Origin of the sequence: Hyphomonas sp. NPDC076881 (genome assembly GCF_050269995.1) — a bacterium.
Lineage (GTDB): Bacteria > Pseudomonadota > Alphaproteobacteria > Caulobacterales > Hyphomonadaceae > Hyphomonas.
Genome location: NZ_JBNNJJ010000004.1, coordinates 44917 through 66015, shown reverse-complemented (window position 1 = coordinate 66015; position 21099 = coordinate 44917). Strand labels below are relative to the sequence as shown.

At 64.4% G+C, this 21099-nt stretch carries 26 protein-coding genes; 11 read left to right on the top strand and 15 right to left on the bottom strand.

All coding sequences use genetic code 11. The features are described 5' to 3' along the window. Window positions 1–4: 4 nt before the first annotated feature. The 3 genes from ACQKI2_RS05635 to ACQKI2_RS05625 all read right to left on the bottom strand — a co-directional run bounded on the left by ACQKI2_RS05635 (window position 5) and on the right by ACQKI2_RS05625 (window position 2941). A complete protein-coding gene (locus tag ACQKI2_RS05635; protein ID WP_427378724.1) occupies window positions 5–1354 on the bottom strand; it encodes an MFS transporter in 1350 nt (449 codons plus the stop codon). A 119-nt stretch (window positions 1355–1473) separates the two neighbouring features. After that, window positions 1474–1965 (bottom strand): GNAT family N-acetyltransferase, encoded by a 492-nt coding sequence (locus ACQKI2_RS05630; RefSeq protein WP_427378723.1) that lies wholly within the window; start codon window positions 1963–1965, stop codon window positions 1474–1476. A gap of 70 nt (window positions 1966–2035) precedes the next feature. Further along, window positions 2036–2941 carry a GNAT family N-acetyltransferase gene (locus tag ACQKI2_RS05625; protein ID WP_427378722.1) on the bottom strand — a complete coding sequence of 302 codons (906 nt, stop codon included), beginning with the start codon at window positions 2939–2941 and terminating at the stop codon, window positions 2036–2038. A gap of 242 nt (window positions 2942–3183) precedes the next feature. On the opposite strand from ACQKI2_RS05625, the gene ACQKI2_RS05620 reads away from it, so the two are divergent. The 8 genes from ACQKI2_RS05620 (at window position 3184) to ACQKI2_RS05585 (ending at window position 8456) form a co-directional block, all read left to right on the top strand. Beyond that, a complete protein-coding gene (locus ACQKI2_RS05620; RefSeq protein ID WP_035599038.1) occupies window positions 3184–3624 on the top strand; it encodes a response regulator in 441 nt (146 codons plus the stop codon). 95 nt (window positions 3625–3719) lie between these two features. After that, the gene (locus tag ACQKI2_RS05615; protein ID WP_427378721.1) at window positions 3720–4334 is read left to right on the top strand and encodes a rhomboid family intramembrane serine protease; all 615 of its coding nucleotides are present in this window, start codon (window positions 3720–3722) and stop codon (window positions 4332–4334) included. 14 nt (window positions 4335–4348) lie between these two features. Further along, window positions 4349–5476 (top strand): cell division protein ZapE, encoded by a 1128-nt coding sequence (gene zapE / locus ACQKI2_RS05610; RefSeq protein WP_427378941.1) that lies wholly within the window; start codon window positions 4349–4351, stop codon window positions 5474–5476. Between the two features lie 391 nt (window positions 5477–5867). Then, entirely contained in the window at window positions 5868–6764 is an 897-nt protein-coding gene (rpoH, locus tag ACQKI2_RS05605) for an RNA polymerase sigma factor RpoH (RefSeq protein ID WP_427378720.1), read from the top strand. A 176-nt stretch (window positions 6765–6940) separates the two neighbouring features. Next, window positions 6941–7264: a type II toxin-antitoxin system RelE/ParE family toxin gene (locus tag ACQKI2_RS05600; protein WP_427378719.1), complete on the top strand. Its 324-nt coding sequence runs from the start codon at window positions 6941–6943 to the stop codon at window positions 7262–7264. A 31-nt stretch (window positions 7265–7295) separates the two neighbouring features. Next, window positions 7296–7574: a DNA-binding protein gene (locus ACQKI2_RS05595; RefSeq protein ID WP_427378718.1), complete on the top strand. Its 279-nt coding sequence runs from the start codon at window positions 7296–7298 to the stop codon at window positions 7572–7574. Window positions 7575–7640: 66 nt separating this feature from the next. Next, window positions 7641–7973 carry an RcnB family protein gene (locus ACQKI2_RS05590; protein WP_427378717.1) on the top strand — a complete coding sequence of 111 codons (333 nt, stop codon included), beginning with the start codon at window positions 7641–7643 and terminating at the stop codon, window positions 7971–7973. Between the two features lie 126 nt (window positions 7974–8099). Continuing rightward, on the top strand, window positions 8100–8456 hold the full coding sequence (locus ACQKI2_RS05585; protein ID WP_427378716.1) for an RcnB family protein: 357 nt from the start codon (window positions 8100–8102) through the stop codon (window positions 8454–8456). A gap of 16 nt (window positions 8457–8472) precedes the next feature. Here the strand turns inward: ACQKI2_RS05585 and ACQKI2_RS05580 are convergent, their stop codons facing one another. Together ACQKI2_RS05580 and ACQKI2_RS05575 are read right to left on the bottom strand one after the other, a co-directional pair. Beyond that, window positions 8473–8988, bottom strand: coding sequence for a hypothetical protein (locus ACQKI2_RS05580; RefSeq protein ID WP_427378715.1), 516 nt, complete (start codon window positions 8986–8988; stop codon window positions 8473–8475). Then, on the bottom strand, window positions 8985–9554 hold the full coding sequence (locus tag ACQKI2_RS05575; RefSeq protein WP_427378714.1) for a hypothetical protein: 570 nt from the start codon (window positions 9552–9554) through the stop codon (window positions 8985–8987). Before ACQKI2_RS05575 ends, ACQKI2_RS05580 begins: the two co-directional genes overlap by 4 nt. 37 nt (window positions 9555–9591) lie before the next feature. On the opposite strand from ACQKI2_RS05575, the gene ACQKI2_RS05570 reads away from it, so the two are divergent. After that, entirely contained in the window at window positions 9592–10449 is an 858-nt protein-coding gene (locus tag ACQKI2_RS05570; protein WP_427378713.1) for a TrmH family RNA methyltransferase, read from the top strand. Window positions 10450–10614: 165 nt separating this feature from the next. Here ACQKI2_RS05570 and ACQKI2_RS05565 read toward each other — a convergent pair whose 3' ends face one another. From ACQKI2_RS05565 to cysG, 6 genes are read right to left on the bottom strand one after another with little or no spacing between them, the layout of a single operon-like run. Beyond that, entirely contained in the window at window positions 10615–11349 is a 735-nt protein-coding gene (locus ACQKI2_RS05565; RefSeq protein ID WP_427378712.1) for a phosphoadenylyl-sulfate reductase, read from the bottom strand. A gap of 22 nt (window positions 11350–11371) precedes the next feature. Beyond that, window positions 11372–11854 (bottom strand): DUF934 domain-containing protein, encoded by a 483-nt coding sequence (locus tag ACQKI2_RS05560; RefSeq protein WP_427378711.1) that lies wholly within the window; start codon window positions 11852–11854, stop codon window positions 11372–11374. Beyond that, window positions 11841–13499, bottom strand: coding sequence for a nitrite/sulfite reductase (locus tag ACQKI2_RS05555; protein ID WP_427378710.1), 1659 nt, complete (start codon window positions 13497–13499; stop codon window positions 11841–11843). Before ACQKI2_RS05555 ends, ACQKI2_RS05560 begins: the two co-directional genes overlap by 14 nt. Then, on the bottom strand, window positions 13499–14125 hold the full coding sequence (locus ACQKI2_RS05550; protein WP_427378709.1) for a glutathione S-transferase family protein: 627 nt from the start codon (window positions 14123–14125) through the stop codon (window positions 13499–13501). Before ACQKI2_RS05550 ends, ACQKI2_RS05555 begins: the two co-directional genes overlap by 1 nt. 12 nt (window positions 14126–14137) lie before the next feature. After that, a complete protein-coding gene (locus ACQKI2_RS05545; protein ID WP_427378708.1) occupies window positions 14138–14449 on the bottom strand; it encodes a DUF2849 domain-containing protein in 312 nt (103 codons plus the stop codon). Continuing rightward, window positions 14446–15897 (bottom strand): siroheme synthase CysG, encoded by a 1452-nt coding sequence (gene cysG / locus ACQKI2_RS05540; RefSeq protein WP_427378707.1) that lies wholly within the window; start codon window positions 15895–15897, stop codon window positions 14446–14448. Before cysG ends, ACQKI2_RS05545 begins: the two co-directional genes overlap by 4 nt. A 109-nt stretch (window positions 15898–16006) precedes the next feature. On the opposite strand from cysG, the gene gcvA reads away from it, so the two are divergent. Beyond that, a complete protein-coding gene (gene gcvA / locus ACQKI2_RS05535; RefSeq protein WP_427378706.1) occupies window positions 16007–16939 on the top strand; it encodes a transcriptional regulator GcvA in 933 nt (310 codons plus the stop codon). A gap of 9 nt (window positions 16940–16948) precedes the next feature. On the opposite strand, the gene ACQKI2_RS05530 is transcribed toward gcvA, so the two are convergent. Next, window positions 16949–18958 carry a hypothetical protein gene (locus ACQKI2_RS05530; protein WP_427378705.1) on the bottom strand — a complete coding sequence of 670 codons (2010 nt, stop codon included), beginning with the start codon at window positions 18956–18958 and terminating at the stop codon, window positions 16949–16951. An 81-nt stretch (window positions 18959–19039) separates the two neighbouring features. Then, window positions 19040–19183, bottom strand: a complete 144-nt coding sequence (locus tag ACQKI2_RS05525; RefSeq protein WP_427378704.1) for a hypothetical protein — start codon at window positions 19181–19183, stop codon at window positions 19040–19042. 167 nt (window positions 19184–19350) lie between these two features. Between ACQKI2_RS05525 and ACQKI2_RS05520 the strand changes: the two genes are divergently transcribed. Then, window positions 19351–19737, top strand: a complete 387-nt coding sequence (locus ACQKI2_RS05520; protein WP_427378703.1) for an Hpt domain-containing protein — start codon at window positions 19351–19353, stop codon at window positions 19735–19737. On the opposite strand, the gene ACQKI2_RS05515 is transcribed toward ACQKI2_RS05520, so the two are convergent. Both ACQKI2_RS05515 and ACQKI2_RS05510 read right to left on the bottom strand, forming a co-directional pair. Further along, window positions 19698–20042 (bottom strand): chorismate mutase, encoded by a 345-nt coding sequence (locus tag ACQKI2_RS05515; RefSeq protein ID WP_427378702.1) that lies wholly within the window; start codon window positions 20040–20042, stop codon window positions 19698–19700. The genes ACQKI2_RS05520 and ACQKI2_RS05515 overlap by 40 nt on opposite strands. Before the next feature lie 77 nt (window positions 20043–20119). Next, on the bottom strand, window positions 20120–21097 hold the full coding sequence (locus ACQKI2_RS05510; protein WP_427378701.1) for a hypothetical protein: 978 nt from the start codon (window positions 21095–21097) through the stop codon (window positions 20120–20122). Window positions 21098–21099: the final 2 nt, after the last annotated feature.

Sequence of the window (21099 nt, the reverse complement as noted above, 5' to 3'; positions counted from 1 at the left end):
TGTGTCAGGGCGGCGGCGCGGCTTCAGCCTGCTTCATCCGCTGGCGGACCATCCAGATGAGGATCAGCGGCGGAAGGGCGGCCAGCGGGCTGAGCGAAAAGTAAAGCGCAAAGCCGCCCATTGAAGAGCCGGTGACACCCTGCAGCGCGGTGACGCCGAGCCCGGCAAAGCCGCCGAGAAAGCCGCTGAGCAGAGACATCAGCGAAGAGAGCAGCGCGAACTGGGCGGCGGTGGCGATGGGGTTGGTGAGGCGGCTCGCCCAGGCGACGATGGCCGCCATGGCGAGGCCGCCGCTGAACCCCTCCACCACCGTGATGCACGCCCAGATAAGCTTCGAGCCGCCCGACAGGGCAAGGATGCAGAAGCCGAGATTGGATAGCCCCGCCAGGGTAACCCCGATAGCCATGGCCGCGAGCGTGCCGAAGCGCAGGCCTATAAGCCCGGCGGCGACCACCCCGCCCAGCGTCGCCGGGAAGCCGATGGCGGTGCGCATGCCGGCAATTTCGGCGGTGGAGAAACCGAGGTCTATATAGAGCGGGCCGACCATCGGCACGATCAGCCCATCTGGCAGGAAGAACAGCGCGATCAGCGGCAGGAACACATAGAGGTTGCGGCCATGGTCCTGCCAGAAAACCTTCACGGGACGGACGAGCGCGCCGCCAACCGAGGCAAGGCCTGTCAGCGGCTCGAAATTGCGCGGCTTCTGCGGCTCCCGCGCCAGCAGGAGGGCCGAGAGGCCCGCAAAGCCGCCCAGCGAGGCGAAGGCGTAAGCCATCTGCCAGCCAACAATGCCGGAGGCGGCCAGCAGCGGCACATTGCCGAGGAAATAGCCCGAGCGCAGGCCAAGGATATAGGCCGAGGCCATCAGATCCTGCTCTTCATCCTTCGCGCTTTCGATGCGCCAGGCATCCACCGCGATATCCTGCGTGGCGGCGGCAAAGGAGGTGAGCATGGCGAAGCCGGCAAACACCGCCAGCCCGCCGGAAGGGCCGGTGAAAGCCATGCCGAGAATGCCGATTGTAACGAAGATCTGCCCAAGGAGCATCCAGGAGCGGCGATGGCCGAGCCGCTTGCCGAGGAGGGGCAGCCGGATCCAGTCCACAAAGGGCGCCCACAGGAATTTGGCGGAAACAAAGATGCCGACCCAGCCCATGAAGCCGATGGCGGTGAGCGCGATGCCTTCCTGTCGCAGCCAGTAGCCGAGCGTGACGCCGACCATGACGGGCGGCATACCCGTGGCAATGCCGAACACCATCGCGATGGCGACCTTCGGCTGGCGGAGTGATCCCAGAACTTCGCGCAGGCCGGCCTGTGGCCGTACCGGCTCGTCCTGGCCGGTCACAATGTCGGCCATACTTCCTCCCGAAGCGCAGCCGGCCAGCCCCTCGCCTCATGAGCGGGCAAGGTTTTGATGTGCGGTCATTTGCGCTGAGGCGGAGTGTGTCAGCGCCTCCCCCGCCCTGCAAGCAGAAATCAGGCTGCCGTTACGAGACCTTCGAGCAGGCTGGCGTCGCCTGCCAGATCCTTCACCATGACGCGGGACTGGTCCTGGGGGCCTGGGAAAGTCAGGCGGCCGCGCGGCGTGACGGTGAAGCCAACCTTGCCGAAAAGGCTGTGCGCGCCAATGAGGATGGCTGCCGGCCAGCCTGCCTGCTTGCCCGCCTCGAGGGCCGCTTCGGTGATCTTCAGGCTGAGGAAACTGCCGCGATAGGCAGGGTCAACCGCCACCGGGCCATAGAACAGCGCCGGCATCCGCGAGGGCCCGACCACCAGCGGCCAGACGCGGCAGACGCCGATCACCTGACCGTCATCGAGGGCGACACGGTTCACCTCCGGCAGCGAGTGGGAATACTCGCGCAGGCGCTCTGCCGTCTTGGCAAAGTGGCCAGGGCCGAAGGTACGGTCGAAGAGGGCTTCGATCGCTTCGGCATGGAGGCTCGGATTTTCCGGTACAATCTCGATCATGGCGGGGCGCTCTAGGGCGCATTTGCCCGCCCCGCAAGCGCCTTGGTGTGAACGCCCGCCCTGCCCCCATTTACACCGGGCGAAAGCGCGCGTCCGCGTTCTCCAGAAGGGCGTAAGCGACATGCGCCTTCAGGGCTTCGGTCAGGGCCACCGGGTCGCCGGCCAGCACCTCCGGCGGGATCGTCTCGCCAAAGGTCATCCGGAATTGCGAGCCGCGCTTGTTGAGGAGTTCGTTGAAGAGGGTGATGTCGCGCAGCTCGTTGGAGAGATCACAGAAAAGATAATAGAGCGCCGAGTTGCGAGCATCGAGATTGAGCGGGATGACCGGGGCACTCTGCTTGCGGGCAAGGCCGACCACGGTGGGGAACCATTCCTTCTCGATCATTCGGCCATCCTTGCGCAGCGCCAGGCGGCCGGAGGGGAAGATGACGACGCATTTCTCATCGGCAAAGGCGGCGGCAGCGCGCTTCAGGGTTTCGCGCGTCTTGGCGGGCGAGCGCTTCTCCGCCACCCATTCGACCGGGATGATGACATCCTCAAAGCGCGGATTGACCCGGATGGCGTCTGCATTGGCGAAGAAGACGATATCGTCGCGCTTCTGTTTCAGCAGATCCCAGACGGCGATGCCGTCGGCCAGGCCGGTGGGATGATTCGCCGCCACGATGCAGCGGCCCCGCGCAGGCAGGCGGTCCAGGCGATCTGCGGAAATATTGAAGGCGAGTTGTTTTGAAAGCCGGTCAAAACTTTCCCTGCCCGTCAGCTGAACCAGTTCATCGGCCATCCGGCGGGCCTTGCTGTAACCCAGAATGGAATAAAGCAGCGGCCGGGCAACCGGCCAGGCCGGGCTGGCGCGCAGGCGCGGGCACCGCTCCTCGATCAAAACATCGACAATATGCGCGTCACGGCGCTCTGCCTCGGGCAGAAACGCCGATTGCGCAGCGGGAACTGCAGGATGGGAGAGAGGGCCGTCTGTCATTGAGAATGTGCTTCCTTCCACCCCAAATAGGTGTGCGCAAAGCATAGAGCCGGCCGGATAAAACGGAAAGATGGCTGCTTTCCCCTGCGGCCAACCCTAAAATCCATCGGAATTTCAATACTTCGGAAAGTTTCGCTTTACCAAGACGCAAGACGCCCGTGGCATTGTGAACGTCAGACGGGCAGCGGCTTAACACCTCTTACCCCGCTGCCATTCAAAAACATCCAATGGGGTTGAGTTTCATGAAGGTGCTTTGGATCGAAGATCACGAGCCGGTGCGTACGATGCTGGCGCATGCAGCCGACAAGGCTGCGCGCGCGCGTATTCCGGTGGATCTTGTTATGGCGGAAGGCCTGCTGGCGGCTGAGCGCCGCCTGCGCCTTGAGCGCTTTGATCTCGTGATCGTCGATCTGCAGCTGCCGGAAACCGGCGATGATGTGGATATGGCGGTGGCCCGCGTGGCCAATATGGGCAAGCACCGCATTGCGGTGGCCTCTTCCCGGCCGGAACGCGACGAGGTGGTGTCTTCGGCTGTGCGCTGCGGCGCCAATATCCACCCGCAGGCGGTTTTCAAGGCGGGCCTCAACTTCAACCGCTTCATCCAGCGGCCGGAATCCTTCGAGGATTTCCTGCTGGAACTGATGCCCGCCGCCGGCGCGCGCAGCACCGTTCGCGCAGCCTAACACCGCCAGGCGCTTGCCGCCCCAGGGCCAGACTTGCTAAGCCGCCCGAAGGCCCTTCGGGCGGTTTTTACTTCTGAAGGGAAAGACCAAGGCGCATGGCAGACATCTTTTCCTACCCGGCCACGCTGACACTGATCGTGCTCAATGTGTTTGCCAGCCTGATTGCGCTGCGCAACCCCGCCTTCAACGCGCAGAACATCCTGTGGGTGCGCCCGATGCGGGATCAGGGCGAATGGCACCGGCTGATCAGCTCCGGCTTCCTGCATGTGAACGGGTTTCACCTCTTCATCAACATGTATGGCCTCTACATGTTCGGCCCGGTGATCGAGCATGTGCTGGGGGGCGTGAACTTCCTCATCATCTATCTTGCCTCCCTGATCGGCGGCAGCATCTGGGCCTATCTGTGGAACCGGGCCAATCCGGAATACCGCGCAGCGGGCGCCTCGGGCGCGCTTTCGGGCATCATCCTGGCCTTCTGCATGATCGCGCCTTTCTCCACCCTGTTGTTTCTGTTCATCCTTCCGATGTGGGGCATCGTGTTTGGCGTGGCCTTCGTCGTGCTGAGCTATCTCTTCTCGCAGCGGGCCGACCGGATCATCGGCCATGAGGCACATCTGGGCGGGGCGGTGGTGGGCATCGTGACGACGCTGCTGGTGGAGCCGCGGGTGTGGACGTCCTTCCTGGCGCAGCTTGCTGAAAAGTTCGGGTGAGGACAGTTCAGGCGATGGGCGGTGTGCGCGCGAAGTATGAGGCGAAGGTGGCAAGCGGCGCGCTATCGGAGGATCCGGCGCAGGCAGAAGCCGCCGGACTGCTGGATGACCTTGCCCGGCGCCTGGCCGATCAACCAAAACCCGGTTTGTTTTCAAAGCCGAAGCCTGTGCGCGGGGTCTATCTCTGGGGCGGGGTGGGCCGGGGCAAATCCATGCTGATGGACCTGTTCTTCGGCGAGGCCGTGACCCAGCCCAAGCGCCGGGTGCACTTCCATGAGTTCATGGCGCAGGTGCATGAGCGGCTCGGCATCTGGCGCAAGATGACGGACGCGGAGAAGAAACGCTCTCCCTGGCGGGTGAAATCGGCCGGGGATGACCCGATCCCGCCGGTGGCCAAGCAGATTGCGGCGGAAGCCAGGCTGCTGTGTTTTGACGAGTTTCAGGTGACGCAGATTGCCGATGCAATGATCCTGGGGCGGCTGTTCGATCAGCTGTTCCAGCGGGGTGTGACCGTGGTGGCAACCTCCAACCGCCACCCCGACGAGCTTTACAAGGACGGCATCAACCGCCAGCTTTTCCTTCCTTTTATCAAGGAGTTGAAGGATCGCTGCGCGGTGCTGGAGCTGGTCTCGGCGCGCGATTACCGGCTGGACCGGCTGGTGGAAGCGCCCGTCTGGTATGCGCCGCTGAACGGCGCCAGCACTGCCGCGCTGGACAAGGCCTGGGACCGGCTGACGCTGGGAGCCGAGCCGCAGCATTGCGTGCTGACGGTGAAGGGCCGCAAGCTGGAGGTGAGCCGGGAGGCCGCCGGGGTGGCGCGGTTTACCTTCGAGGAGCTGTGCGCGCGGCCGCTGGGCCCGATCGATTATCTGGCCATAGCCGGCACGTTTCATACGGTGATGCTGGAGGGCATTCCCCTGCTCTCCCCGGACAAGCGGAATGAGGCGATGCGGTTCATCAGCCTGATCGATGCCCTGTATGAGGCGAAGGTGAAGCTGGTGGCGAGCGCAGAGGCCGAGCCGGGCGCGCTTTACCCGGAAGGCGACGGATCGTTCGAATTCGAGCGGACGGCGAGCCGGCTTTTCGAGATGCGGTCGAAAGATTATCTGAGCCTCGAGCGCCAGGATGTCGATCTGAGCTGAGATCCCTGAAAAATCAGGACATTTTTTGGATTTTGGGCGCCCACGGCGGGACAGGGCGTGACACCGGATGGACAAATCCAGACACTTCCGGCACGGTGATGGCCACAACTTGCACAGCGCGGACGGTTTCTTACATTCCTTTCAGGACCGGCCCGGACATGCCCGGCCTGGACCTGACAACACGAAGGTGTGAAGCCGGCGGGAAACCCGTGCCCGGCCCTCTTCCACATGCCTGCCTCAATTCCTATTTATGCATCTGCGCGATGAGTGAATTGCGCACGCCTGGAGACGACGCCGCCGCTGAGCGGGGCTAAGGTTTCAAGGTGAGCCCCAAAGACGGGAACAGGCCGCCGCGCCAAGACGGGGCCGGTTCCGAGAAGGAGGAATGAACATGGCAAATGCGAACGCAAAAAGCTCGGTTGCCCTCAGCCCCGAACAGGGCATGAGCCGCTATCTGAGCGAAATCCGCAAATTCCCGATGCTCGAGAAGAATGAGGAATTCATGCTGGCACGCCGGTGGCGCGAGCATGAAGACACCGAAGCGGCCGAGAAGATGGTGACCTCCCACCTGCGCCTCGTGGCGAAGATCGCCATGGGCTATCGCGGCTATGGCCTGCCGATGGCCGAGGTGATTTCCGAAGGTAACGTTGGCCTGATGCAGGCGGTGAAGAAATTCGACCCCGACAAGGGTTTTCGCCTGGCCACCTATGCGATGTGGTGGATCCGCGCGGCCATTCAGGAATACATCCTGCGCAGCTGGAGCCTGGTGAAACTCGGCACCACGGCCGCGCAGAAGAAGCTGTTCTTCAACCTGCGCCGCCTGAAGGGCGAGATGCAGGCGCTGGAAGAAGGCGACCTGAAGCCTGAGCAGGCCCGGCTGATTGCCGAGAAGCTGAACGTCACCGAAGACGAAGTGTATTCGATGAACGGGCGGATGAGCGGGTCTGATGCCTCGCTGAACGTGCCGATGGGCGCAGACGGCGACATGGAATGGCAGGACTGGCTGGCCGATGATGAACCCGGCACGGCCGAAACCTTCGCCAACCGCCAGGAACTCGACGCGCGGATGGACCTGCTGACCCAGGCGATGGAAGACCTTTCCGAGCGCGAGCGTCACATCCTGACCGAGCGGCGCCTGATCGACGAGCCCAAGACGCTGGAAGAGCTGTCGGAGCAGTACAATGTCAGCCGCGAACGTATCCGGCAGATCGAAGTGCGCGCTTTCGAGAAGCTGCAGAAGGCAATGAAGCGCATGGCCAAGGAACAGGGCCTGCCGGTTGGGGCGTAACTCGCGCAGCTCTGGCCTGAAAGTAATGCAAACAAAAACCGCACTCTGAAGGGGTGCGGTTTTTTCTTGACATATATGTCATGATGACATATATGTCGTTCACTCCTTAATCGTTTTTATTATGAAGGAATTTGAAAAGTGCTTTGTGAAGTCCGCATACTGAGGAGATATTCCCGATGGAAGTCAGGAACTATGTCGATGCCGACGGCGATGATCGGTTTTTAGATGATTTGAAGAGCCTGCCCAGAGCAGCACAGATGAGAGTCTGGACCGCAATTGGACGAATGGAACTGGGAAATTTAGGTGATCACAAGCCGCTGGGAGACAGCATCTGGGAGCACAGGATTCATGCAGAAAGCGGTGTCCGGATTTATTTTGGAAAAGTTGGCCAAGAAATCGTTCTTCTTCTGACAACCGGACTGAAGAAAACTCAACCAAAAGATATTGCAGAAGCCAAACGAAGGTGGACTGATCATGAAGAAAGGCAAAATTCCCCCTAGCCGGCCTCATAGCGAAGCGCTGACAGAATTCATGTCTGACATAGACAATGCTATTGGCATGTTCGCCCATGCGCTTGAGCAATTTGCTGATGGGAATGACGATGAAGGAAAAATTGCGCTCAGAGTTCTGGTTAAAGGCCGGATCGGGTTTGAGGCTCTGGCGAACAAAACCGGAATCCCGGCGCGCAGCCTCAACCGTATGCTCTCAAGCGAGGGCAACCCTTCGCTCTCGAACCTCTCCCTGATCATCCGTCAGCTGCACGCCGAGCTTGGCGTTGAACCCAACTGGACCCTCACGGCGGCGGCCTGACGGGCTTTTCCCGGAACCTCCTCCCCTGCTCCGGCGTTGAACGGGACAGGAAAGGAGGGTTCACCCATGTCATTCAAGATTGTCATTCCGGTTCTGGCCGCCGCGCTTGGCGCGGGAAGTTTTGCCTTTGCCGACCCGCCCCACCGGCGCGGGCATGACCTTCCCCCTGGCCTTGCCAAGCAGGGGAAGATACCGCCCGGCCATGCCAAGAAGATGTGGCGCAAGGGCGATCATCTGCCTGCGCATTACCGCGAAGTGTATGTGCGCGATTACCGCTATCATGACCTGCGTGAGCCCCCGCGCGGCTACCGGTGGGTGCATGTGGATGAGGACGCCTATCTCGTTGAGATTGCCAGCGGGCTGATTGCCGAAGTGCTGGTGAACGCGCTGGCTGATTAGCGCGGCCGCTGTCTCGCCCCCTCGCCTTCCGCCCTGCCTCTTTTAAGGCCCCGTCTCTTCTCGCCTCTCCCGGCGGGAACCAGAGGCGGGGTTTTCGCGTTGGGCGATGGAGAGGAGAAAATTTCAATGTCTTTGCGCGCCGTGATCCTTTTGCTGGCGTCCGCCATGGGCGGGGGACTGGCGGCGTTGGCAGACCCGCCGGCAAGCGAGCCATCAGCGCGGGCGCCGTTTGATCTGGCCAACGTTCACCCGTCTCACCCCGGCGACCCGCCCGTGATGGCGCCCGACCGCACGCCGATGTGGGGAAGAGGGCAGATCCTCCCGCCGGAATTTCGCGGCGAGGAATTCCGCGACTGGGAAACTTATCACCTCTCCGCCCCGCCCGAGGGCTATCATTGGGTGCGCGTTAAGCGTGGGGCGTATCGCGTGAAACAGGAAGACGGTTATATCGCCGAGGCGGTGTTTGGTCTGCCTACGGATTGAGGGGCTCCCGGGGCCGCTATTGGGCGCGCGCGTCCTGCATTCTGAAATCATCGACATACCAGGCGCCGCGCTGGCGGACCCAGACGACTTCGGCCGATCGCTGAACATTATTCAGGAAATCCGCCTGGGCGAGGCAGGTGACGAAATCCCCTTCCCGCGCCTCCGTGCCGCGATAGGAATGGGCGGTGCAGCCCGGCTTTGAGATGAAGACGGCGCCGCCGGTTTCAGCGAGGGCCGCATTGAGGCGGGCAAGCGCTTCGGGGGAGAGCTGCGCGCCCTCTGCCAGGCGGGGATCGCCCGCCGGCGCGAAGCCGCGCTCCGCCGTAACCGAGAGAATCAGCGCGCGGGTGGGCTCCACCCGCTCCAGCGAACTGGCGATGAGATCGCCAAACAGCCAGGCGCAGCCGGCAAACATCAAGACCATCAGCCCAAGGACAACCATCGCCGCAATCTTCAACGCCCTGGGAAAGCGCGAGGGCGGCGGGCGCAGGCGATGGAAGACTTCCGGCCTCGGACGGTCTGGCGGGGTCATTCCGGGCCGGCTTCGGGACCGGCCTCGCCCGCCTCGATCCGGTCAAGCTTCTCGGCCTTGTCGATCAGCACGGTATTGTCGGTGAAATGGGTCTGGAAATCGAGGAGTTTCCAGGTCTCATCCTCCCGCACCCAGCGCACGGCGATGGTGACCGGGGATAGCTCTGCTGTGGCAGAAAGCGTGCAGTTGGCGAAGGTGCCCGACTGGGCAGGATCAGAGTTTGCGCTGCTGACGATGTTGCACGCGGCGGGGGTGAACTGGGATACCTTGCCGAACTGTTTCATGAACCGGTTGAGGGAATCGAGGGAGCCTTGATCCACCCCGGCGCGGCGGGCATAGACCGGATCATCCGCAGGCGGCAGACCTTCCGCCATGAAACGCTGGGCGAGCATCTCCGTGGCCGCGTTGCGGGCGGTGACGGCCTTGTAAAGGTCGATGCCGCCCTTGACGCAGCTGCCCAGAACATAGAGGAGCAGCGCGCCCCCGCCGAGTATCCACCATAGCCGGCGCGACTTGCGCGGGGCGGGCGTTTGCTCATAAGGCTGCGTAGTGTCCGGTTCCGACATTTTCCCCGCTCCGTAAGGTTGCCACAGAGACAAGCAGATGAAACCTGATCAGGCAATACGCATTGAGCGCCCCGATGACCCGCGCGTGGAGGCCTATGTCTCGATCCGCGAGCGCGACCTGACGGGCGGGCATGGCGGGCGGTTTATCGCGGAAGGCAAGGTGACGCTGGAAACACTGTTGCGGCGCGGGCGGTTTGAGGTGGAGAGCCTGTTCCTGTGCGAGACGCGGCTGGCGCCGCTCGGCGACATGCTGGCGCATGTGCCTGCGGGGGTGCCGGTCTATGTGGCGGCGCAGGGCGTGATGGATGCGGTGGCCGGATTTGCGATGCACCGGGGGGTGCTGGCATGTGGGCGAAAGGGGGAGAGCGTTCCGCCTGCGGAGTTTCTGACTTCGCGCGCACGCGCGTCTCTATCCTTCGACTTCGCTCAGGATGAGCCCCGCTTTTCAACGTTGTTGCTCCTGTCGGAGCTGTCCAATCATGACAATGTGGGGGCGTGTTTCCGCAATGCGGCGGCGTTTGGGGCAGATGCTGTGCTGCTGGACGCGGCGTCCTGTGATCCGCTTTACCGCAAGGCGATCCGGGTTTCGTCCGGGGCGGCGCTGTGGCTGCCCTTCAGCCAGGGCGGCACGGGCGGCGGACTGATCGAGGCGGCCGAAGCGGCCGATTATGAGGTGTGGGCGCTGACGCCGCGCGCGGATGCAGAGCCCCTGCCCTCGCTGAAAGTGCCCGCGCGGGTGGCGCTGCTGATGGGGGCCGAAGGGCCGGGCCTGCCGGCGGAGATGATCGCGCGGGCACGGCCGGTGCGTATTCCGATGGCGGAGGGGTTTGACAGCGTGAATGTGGCGACGGCGGCGGCGATTGCGCTTAGCGCTGTGTTTGCCGCGCGGGGGTAAAGCTTACCCGCTCTTGTCCTTCGACTTCGCTCAGGATGAGCTCAGGAACGGAGCGCCCCACAAGCAAGGCGCAGCGGCGCTGAGCCCGAAGGGCTCAGCAATAGCCGCGATCCCGGCTCAATCGGCGGCAAGGCCGCCTCTGGCCGGGATGACAGTTTTAAAGGATCAGAAAACCCTTGGCCGTTCGTTGCGGTCTACGTGGAGGCCGCATTCGGTTTTCTGCTGGCCGGCCCAGCGGCCAGAGCGCGGATCGCTGGGATCTGCGGCCGGTTTGGTGCAGGGCCAGCAGCCGATGGAGGGATAGCCCTGCGAGACCAGCGGGTGGCGCGGCAGGTTTTTCTCGGCGAGGTAAGCGTCGACATCGGCCTGCGTCCAGCTGGCGAGCGGGTTCACCTTGTAGCGGCCATCGGCATATTCAAACACCGGCAGGCTCATCCGGGCGCCGCCATGGAAGCGTTTGCGCCCGGTGATCCAGGCGCCGAAGCCTTCCAGCGCCGGCTCCAGCGGACGCACCTTGCGCAGGGCGCAGCAGGCATCGGCATCGGTTTTCCAGAGCATGTTCTTGGGATCGAGCACCTTGCGCTCGGTCTCGTTGGGCGTGATCTCGCGCACGCCGGTGAGGCCGAGGCGTTCGATGACCTCATCCTTATAGTCCAGCGTCTGGGGGAAATGCATGCCGGTGTCGATGAAGACGATCGGCAGGGAGGGGTCTACCTCGGCAATGAGGGAGAGCATGACGACGCTTTCGGCGCCGAAGCTGGACACATAGGTGAGCTCGCCCGGCCATTCGCGGGAAATGGCCGCGCGGAGGATTTCCTGGGCCGACGCCGTGCGCAGCTCTGCATTGAGGCGCGCGAGCCGGGCTGCCGGCTGCTCGGGAATCTCGGTTTCAAATGCCATGGGCCGGGGCCCTTCCTGCGGATCAACTGCGTCTGCGGAAGGCCGGGACCGAAGGGTCTGCTGCGGGCTGGTAGACCACGCTGTATTCGTTCAAGGCTTCCAGCACTTCAGATAGGCCAGCGCGGGCGGTCTCGTAAGCATCGAACCCTGAACGGTGCATGTAGAATATCTGATCCCTCAACACATGGCCGACCGCGCGCAGCTCGCCCGTATACTGGTAGCGGCGGCGCAGGAGCTGGGCATGGCTGTAGCCGCGCCCGTCGGTATATCTGGGAAAATCGATCTCAATGAGGGCGAGTTCCCCTAGGTAAGGCTCCAGATCCTCGGCCTTGTCTGCCGGGGAAAGGCGCACGCCATCGGGCAGCGGGCCGTTTTCCTGGCCCTGTTTGAGGGCGAGGAACCGGCCAAGGCTGACCGAGAAACAGCCCGTTTCCGGCAGCGCTTCGCCCTCGGCGACGAAAACCCAGTCATTGGCGATCTCGGCGCCGTTCTTAATCAGCGGCATAGAGCGCCTCCTGGAAAGGCTGGTGGCCGAGGCGTTCCAGCGTGTCGATGAACTTCTCGTCCTTGGACGCGCGCTGGGCCCGGTAGAACTCCACGACGCGGTGAATGGCGCCGGGCACTTCTTCTGCCTTGAGGCCGGGGCCGACGATATTGCCGAGGGCGGCTTTCTCATCGGCGCGGCCGCCGAGGAGGATCTGGTAGAATTCCTCGCCTTTCTTGTCGACGCCGAGAATGCCGATATGGCCGACATGGTGGTGGCCGCAGGCATTGATGCAGCCTGAGACGTTGATGTGCAGGCGGCCGATATCTTCCTCATAGGCCGGGTCTGCGAAGAGTTTCGAGACTTCCAGCGAGACCGGGATCGAGCGGGCATTGGCGAGGTTGCAATAATCAAGGCCGGGGCAGACGATCATGTCGGTGATGCGGCTTTCATTCGCCGTGCCGAGGCCGGCAGCGTCCAGCGCGGCATAGATTTCCGGCAGATCATCGAGAGCAACATGCGGCAGGATGAGGTTCTGCGCGTGGCTGACGCGGATATCTCCGTGGCCGAACTTTTCGGCGAGGTCTGCGACGAGTTCCATCTGGGTGTCAGTCGCGTCACCCGGCGCGATGCCCTGCGGCTTGAGGCTGACGGTGACGGAGGCATAGCCGGGCGCCTTGTGGGGATGCAGGTTTACCCGCGTCCAGCGCGCGAAGGCCGGATCTGCGGCCTTGGCCGCTTCAAGGCGTTCGGAAACGTCTGGTTTTGCGGCCAGCGCCGGCGGGGCAAAATAGGCATGGATGCGGGCGATTTCGTCCGCCGTCAGCGCAATCTTCTCATGCGGGCGCTGGGCGGCGAACTCTTCCTCGACCTGGCGGATGTATTCGGCTTCGCCAAGCTCGGTGACGAGGATCTTGATACGGGCCTTGTATTTGTTGTCGCGGCGGCCATAGCGGTTATAGACCCGCATGATGGCTTCCAGATAGTCGAGGATCTCGCTTTCCGGCACGAAGGGATTGACCAGCGTGGCGATGACGGGCGTGCGCCCCTGCCCGCCGCCGACCCAGACTTCAAAGCCGGTGACGCCGTCCTTCCGGCGGATATGCAGGCCGACATCATGCACGCGGATGGCGGCGCGGTCATGCTCGGCCGCGGTGACGGCGATCTTGAACTTGCGCGGCAGGGCAGCGAATTCGGGATGGAAGGTGGACCATTGGCGGATGATCTCGCACCAGGGGCGCGGATCGAGCAGCTCATCCTGCGCGGCGCCGGCGAAATGATCCGTGGTCGTATTACGGATGCAGTTGCCCGAGGTCTGGATGGCGTGCATCTCCACCTCGGCGAGCTTTTCCAGCACGTCCGGAATGTCTTTCAGGGCGACCCAGTTGAACTGGATGTTCTGGCGCGTGGTGAAGTGGCCAAAGCCCCGGTCATAGTCGCGGGCCACCTCTGCCAGGCGGCGCAGCTGGCGGGGGGAAAGCTGGCCATAGGGAATGGCGATGCGCAGCATATAAGCGTGAAGCTGGAGGTAGACGCCGTTCTGCAGGCGCAGGGGCTTGAACTCGTCTTCCAGAAGCTCTCCCGAAAGGCGGCGGGCCACCTGCCCCCGGAACTGGGCGACGCGCTCGGCAACGATGCGGGCGTCGAACTGGTCGTATCTGTACATTAGACTAACAACTCCTGCGCATGGGGAATGCCCAGCGCATCTTCGGTGCGGGATACCCAGCGCGCGACTGCCGGGTAAAGTCGGATATCGAAGCCGCCCTCATGCGCCACGCGCGTGTAGGCGACAAGGGCAATATCAGCGATGCTGAGATCATTTCCGGCAAACCAGTCGCGCGCTTCGAGGCGCTGCTGCATCACGCCGAGGGCGTTGTTGCCGCGCACCAGCAAAGCGGGGTCGATCTCGGTGTCGGATTTCTTGAGATAATGTTTCTGGAACCGGCGGACGGCGATGGCGGTTTCATGGGAATATTGTTCCCAGAACAGCCAGCTCATCGCCTCAGCGCGGGCAAAGCGGTCTTCCGGAATGAGGTCCGTGCCTTCGGCGAGATAGAGCATGATAGCGTTGGACTGGGGCAGCACGCGGCCATCGGCCCAGCGCGCCACGGGCACCTGGCCGGCCGGGTTGATGGCCAGGAATTCCGGCGTGCGGGTTTCCCCCTTCACCACATCCACATTCACCCAGGTGTAGGGAATGCCGAGCAGATCGGCGGTCCATTTGGGTTTCAGGCAATTGCCAGAGACGGGGTCTCCATAGAGCGTGAAACCGCCGAGATCAGACGCAGACATGTGGCCCGTGCCCTATGCGTTTTCAGACGCGGCGAGGCCGCCTGCGGAGAACTGCGCGCGCAGCGATTCGCGTAAGGTTTCCCTGCCGGTGATTGCGCCCGTCTCGCTGACTTCCATGAAATAGGGATCGGTGACGGCGCCTTCCTGCTTCAGCGCGGCAGCAAGGGCCGCTTCAGCCGCCTCGCCTGTGAAGACGCCAAGCTGGGTGACATCCTCCGTCCACGACCCATCGGCTTTCAGCCAGACGGTGCGGCCCGTGGCGGTTTCCCAGGCGGTGATGGATTTGGGGGTTTCGGGCTTGAGCTTCGGGCGAACGGAGGTCATGCGGCGGACTCCTTGAAGGTGTGCTGGCGGGCGTCGGGGTTGAACCAGGCAAGGCCGGACGCTTCGGTGACGATGGAGGCGATGCGTCCCTGCTCTGCGGGCAGGCCGGCCACCTCACCGATGATCAGCAGCGCCGGGCCGGCAATGCCTTCTTCCTCGACCAGGAAAGGCAGCTCGGCCAGCGTGCCGAAGACGCGCAGCTCGTCGGGGCGTGTCCCGTTCTCGATGACGGCGACGGGCGTGGTGGGGGCGCGGCCGGCAGCAACGAGTTTTTCGGCAATCGCAGGCGCCGTGTCGACGCCCATGAAGACCACCACGGTCTGGGCCGGGCGCGCGAGGGCCTGCCAGTCAAGATCGGGCACGCCGCCTGCCTTGGCATGGCCGGTCACGAAGGTCAGCGTCTGGGCATGGTCTCGGTGGGTGAGCGGCACGCCGGCAGACGCGGCACATCCGAGGGCGGAGGAAATGCCCGGCACGACATGCACCTCGATGCCTTCGGCGCGGACGGCTTCAAGCTCTTCCCCGCCCCGGCCGAAGATGAACGGATCGCCGCCCTTGAGGCGCACGACGCGCAGACCTTCGCGGGCCGAGGCGATGAGGCGCTCATGGATTTCCGTCTGCGGGACGGAATGATCGCCCTTCGACTTGCCGACGGGCACGCGGGCGGCGTCACGCCGGATAAGGCCGATGATCTCCGGGCTGACGAGGCGGTCATAATAAACCACATCGGCTTCCTGGATGAGGCGCAGGGCTTTCAGCGTGAGGAGTTCCGGATCGCCGGGGCCGGCGCCGACGATATGGACGACGCCGCGCGCGCGGCCGGCGGCGCGGGCCTGCTGGCGCAGCAGGGTTTCGGCGCGCTCAAGGTCTCCGGCGTAGGCAGCCTCGGCGGCGGGGCCGGACAGGGCGCGCTCCCAATAGCGGCGGCGGGCGGATTTGTCGGGGATGGCCTCGCCCACGAAACCGCGCAGGGAGCGGGCAAGCGCGGCAAGGTCTCCGATACGCTGGGGGAGCAGCGCTTCAAGCTTGGCGCGGATCGACTTGGCGAGCACGGGGGCGGCGCCGCCCGAGCCGATGGCGGCGACGATCTCGCCCCGGTCCAGGATCGAGGGGACGGTGAAATCGCAATCCTCTGGCTGGTCGACGACATTGACAGGAATATTGCGGGCGCGGACGGCGGCGAGGGCCTCAGCCCGGTGGGCGGGGTTTTCCTCCGCGATGATGGCGAGGCGGGCGCCTTCGAGGGCAGACGCGATCTGGCTGCGCGGGCGCGTGTCCACCCATTCGTCAAACTCGGCCGTCAGGGCGGCCTCATCGAAGCCGCCAACAAGCACGACCTCTGCGCCCGACGCATGGAAGAGGCGCAGCTTGCGCGCCGCTTCCTCACCGCCGCCAAAGACGGCGATCCGGGCACCTTCAAGGTTAAAGAAGGCCGGGAACTGGCGCATGGGCGCTATCTTTCTTATTAGTGACACTACAAGGACGGATATAGAAAACCTCCTTGACGCCTCGGACGCAACGGGCAACCCCTACAGCGATCATTTAGAGAAACTATTTATGTCCGACGCCTCAGATCGCCTACCCCCGCTCAACGCGCTGCGTGCTTTCGAGGCAGCCGCGCGCCGCCTGTCGTTCACGCAGGCGGCCGAGGAATTGAATGTCACGCCCGGCGCCATTTCGCAGCAGATCCGCCAGCTGGAGGACTTTGCCGGCACGCCGCTGTTCAAGCGTACGGGGCGTTCCGTTCTGCTGACCGATGCCGCGCAGGCGAGCCTGCCGTTGGTGCGCGAGGCGTTCGAGCGGATTGCCGAAGCGGGGCGCGTGATGCAGGCCCCTGCCCGCAAGGGGCGGGTGATGATCTCGTCGGCGCCGTCCTTTGCCGCCAAATGGCTGGCCCCGCGCCTGGAGAGCTTCCACCGCGCCAATGAAGGCATCGAGGCCTGGATTTCGGCGGACATGTCGCTGACCGATTTCAACACCGCGGATGCCGACATCGCCATCCGCTATGGCCGGGGCAATTATGAGGGGCTGAAATCGGAAAAGCTGCTGGACGAGATGGTGCTGCCGGTCTGCTCGCCGCGCCTGCTGGAAGGACCCAACGCCATCCGCAAGCCCGAAGACCTGCGCCACCATACGCTGCTGCATGATGAAAGCTCGGAGAACGACCCCTCCTGCCCGGACTGGGCAAGCTGGCTGCGGGCGCACGGCGTCAGCGGGGTGGATGGCAATCGGGGGCCGCGCTTCAATCAGGGCATTCTGGTGATCGAATCGGCGGCCGCTGGCCGGGGCGTGGCGCTGGCCAAGCAGGCGATTGCGGCGGCAGACCTGGAAGCGGGCCGGCTGGTGGCGCCGTTTGCCGATGGATCGATCCCGATCGATTTCGGCTATTGGCTGGTCTGGCCGAAGGGCCGGCATCTTTCGCCGGATGTGCGCGCCTTCATCAAATGGATCAAGGAAGAAGCCGCCGGCACCGAAGTGGTCGGCGTTTAGGCTTCGTGCCTAGAGGGCGGCGTCCAGTAGCAGGAAAGCGGCGAGGCGCGGGCTGGCATTGCGGCTGGTGCTCTGGGTCTGCTCCAGAGCGGCCAGGGCATCTGTCCGCTCGAAGCGGACGAACTGTTTTGCCATGTCCATCAGGCGCGGATCGCCGCGCAGGCGCTGAACGACGCGGTCAAACTGCTTGCCGCCCTGCTCGATGGTGGCGGCGTGGCGATCCTTCTCGCCGCGCTGGGCAGCTTCGGCGATGCGGCGCTTGGCCTTGGGCTTGAACGCATCCGACAGCGGAATGCCGGAATTCTGCAGGCGCTCCACCACCGCTTCGGCGATGGTTTCCCGGTCTGCCTGGGGCGGAGCCTGATCCTTGCTGATATCCGAAATGATCTCGCGCCAGGGCGCGGGGCCACTGCCATTGCCATTGCCGGAGCTGTGGCCGTTACCGTTATGGCCGTTGTATCCGCCTGCGCCATTGCCATTGGAGGGCGGCGTGGGCGCATAGTCAGAGGCGCGGCGGCGGGGCGTTTCGGGCGGGGCATCATCATGCCGGCGCCGCAGGGAAACCGGCGGGTCCATATCCCGCTCCCGCGCGGGCGGGGCCGGGGATGGGCGGGCCGCGTTGGAGGGGACAGGATCGAGAATATCGTGATCCTCATGGCCGCGCGCAGCGGCGATCATAGCCTCGGCGCTGGCCTCGAAGAGGTCATCGTCCATACTGGGGCGCGGCGGCGTGGCCGGCGGGGTGATCGCGGAATTTCCGTAGGCGGAGGGACGGGCTGACTGGGCCGGGCCATTCTGGAAGGGCTGGGCCTGCTGGAAAGGCTGGGGCGGCGGCGACGCAGAAATCGGTGTGCGGACGGCCGGCGGCGTCAGCGGGGCTGCGGCGGCGGCAGAGCCTGCCGGCATGTACGGCCCGGCCAGACGGTCCAGCGCTTCGCTTTCGAGGCGGGCAGCAAGGCCAGCGGCGCGCAGGGCGTAAGCGGCCTGCTCACCGGTCTCGCGCAGCTTGGTCAGCGAGCGGGCGGCCTCTTCGGCGGCGGCGCGGGTGGCGGCGTTGATCTCGGCATTGGCATGGCGGGCGCCCTCGATGGCGGAGGAAACCGCGTTCTTCAGCGCGTCGCCCGTGGTCGCCGCAGCCGCGGCCGCCACTTCGCTGGCGCGGACGGCCGCATCCACCGTGCGGCGGGAATGTTCGAGCTTGTCTTCGACGCGGCTGATCGAGAAGGTCAGCGCTTCGGTGCGGCCAGAGGCGTCGCGCGCGAGATCATCGAGGGATTCCATCCGGCGGGTGAGTTCCTCGCCGGCATGGTGCATGGCGATCAGGCGCTGCTCCAGGGCAGCATCCGCGCGGCCGACTTCCTCGCTGGCAACACGGGCAGCCGACACCATCAGCTGGGCCTGGCGCGGAATGGCTTCATTCATCGCGGTGACCTGCGCGCGCAGATCCCGGGCCAGGGTTTCGAGGGCATGACGCTCCTCACCCAGACGTTCTGCCAGGTCGCGCGCATTATCTGCCGCCGCATAGGAAACAGATTCGAGCCGCAGCCGCTCGTCCCCGATCTCGCCGGCCATGGCCTTCATGGCGGAGAGAGCGTGGGCCATCGCGTGATCGATTTCGGCGGCGGACTGTTTCATCTGCTCGGCAAAGGTGATGCCCTCATGGCCCGCTTCCCGGGCCGGGGCCATCAGGCGGGCGGCCGCTTCGAGCACCAGCGCATTGGCCGCAGCCGCACGGCGATTGGCGCGCGCCATCTGGCCAGCCGCCACCATCAGCAGCGCCGGGATGATGGCGCCAATGGCGGCCGCGACAATCAGGGCGGGAGGATACTGGCTGACAAAGCCGATACCGCCGAGCCCGATCAGGGCTGCGCCGAGACCTGCGAGCCAGAGAAAAGCCGAGACATAAGCGAGCGTGACCATCCAGCCGCCACCATGTTGCGCAGTTTCAAAATTCTGCGAGGCCTCGTGTCGGACGAGGTCGTCCCGGCCGGACCGGCGCGCAGAGGGGGCTTCCGTCATGTTATATGTATAACCCGCCTTGCGGGTTCCTGCGAGTGCTGATTGCACGCCGACGGACGGCTAATGCCCTGTTTTTTCGAGTCAGGGCAGCAGGGAGAGCGTTACCGATGAGTCACCCTTGTCCTCGGGTGCCTTTTCGGGCGTCTGCGGAGCAAACTGGAGACCGATCAGAGCAAAGATCGCGGCCAGCACAATGTTGCGGACGAAAATCAGAAATTCGGTCATGATCGTAAAACCCAAGGGCGCGCGGCCGTTTTATTCCGTGCGGCGCTATTATCAGAAAGAGACAGCCCCGGCAATCTGCCTGGGTTGAAAGAATCTTTCCCCGGAAGCGAGGTTAACGCCCTGCTAACCGCGCCCGATCAGGCTGACCCGGCCCATAGGAGCCTTTGATGTCCGCTGACAGCCCCCTGCCCGTTCTGGACCTTGCCCATCTGGCCGCGATGACCGGGAATGATACCGGCCTCTCATTGGAGGTGATCGGCATTTTCCGGGAACAGGCCCAGCTCTGGTCGCGCCTGCTGGACCCGATGAGCGAGGCGCGGCAATGGGCCGACGCGGCCCATACGCTGAAGGGCGCAAGCCTGGGCATCGGCGCGCTGAAGCTGGCAGCGGCCTGCGAGCGGGCGGAGAAAGCGGGGCGGGCAGAGACCGCGCCCAGCAAGGCCCATGCCTCGGTGCTGCTCAGCGAGGTGAAGGAAGCCCTTGGCGAGACGCTGGAAGCGGCGGCGCGCGCGGCTTACGATTTGGCCTCTGCAGCCAGGCGCAGCGCGTCGTAGCTTTCAAATTCATAGGCGATGCAGCGGTCGATCAGGGTGCGCCAGACCGGCTCTGCAATCGCCGGAGAAAGGCCGTGTCTTGCGCATTCGGCCCTCACCTTGGCCACAACATCCTCGATCCGCGCCCGGTCATGCACAGCGGCGCGGGCGCCCTTGATGCGGGCGGCGGCATCCATCATCGACTGGCGCTCGGCCAGGATCTCGACCAGCAGGCGGTCGATCCGGTCGACCTCATAGCGGACGTCCGCCATCGTCTCGGCGGTGTCGGATGTGTGCCTGCGCGCGTCGGAGGTATAGGTCGTCATGCGGCCTCTCAGTTCTTTCGCCCTGCCCTATATGGGCATCGGCCCGGCGGCAAGGGAACGGGGCGCTGCGCCGCAGCTCAGGCCTTGAGTTTTGGCAGGCCGGTTTCGGCGCGCAGCCGCGCAATCATGGCAGGCACATTGCGCCCGGCGATATAGCCCCAGGGCGTCTGGAAGGCCGTGGCGCCGATCGCCGAAAGGTGGGGCTTGAGGCGGGCGGTGTCCTTGAACAGGGCGAGCAGCACGGCGAAATTATTGTGCGCAAACCCCGCCTCGGCGAAGGTGAGTTCCGGCCCGGCGGTAAAACGCTGCCGGAAATGATCGTCGAGTCCAGCAATCTCTGCCCGGAAGGCATCAGACTTCACCTTCTCGCGGAAGGCGGCGATTTCGGCCTCATCATCATTCATGGCGGTCTGGTAGAGCCACTCCTCGATCCAGGCGCGGGCCTTCAGCGCCAGGAAGGACGCATTCGGCGCCCCGTCCATGGCATTTTCGGCGGCCGCGTGCATCTCGCCGACGCTGCCATGCCATTTGGGGGCGAGGTAGTTCATCCGGGCAAGCTCGGCCAGCACATTGGCCTCACCGGTGGCGCGCAGATCTGCTGTGGCCGCCTCAAAGCCGCCAGCGGGGGCGCCGGTCAGCATCATGGCGCGGAAGCGGAAGCCATGCAGCGCGCTGTCACCGGGCGTTGCTTCGGCAGCCGCCTCCAGCAGGTCTTCGGCGACAGCGGCCATCTCGGCCATATCCATCACCTGCGTGTCGCTGGTGCGGTCTGCGGTGGCAAAGCCGCGCAGCCGGTGGGCCCAGACATAATGCAGCCCGCCCGCGACGGCATAGAGCGCAGGATGATCGTTCAGCGCCGGCAAGGGCGCCCCGATCTCCGACAACTGGCCGAGGCCATCGAGGAAATGGATACGGTCTGGCGGCGGCAGGCCGGCATAAAGCTCAGCCAGCTCGCGCCCCTTCCCGGCCTCCAGCAAGGCAAGGCCCGGCGCAACATGGCGGTTCCCCTCGGCGAGATCGAAGGCGGCTTGTTTCTTCCCGAACAGTCCGAACACGG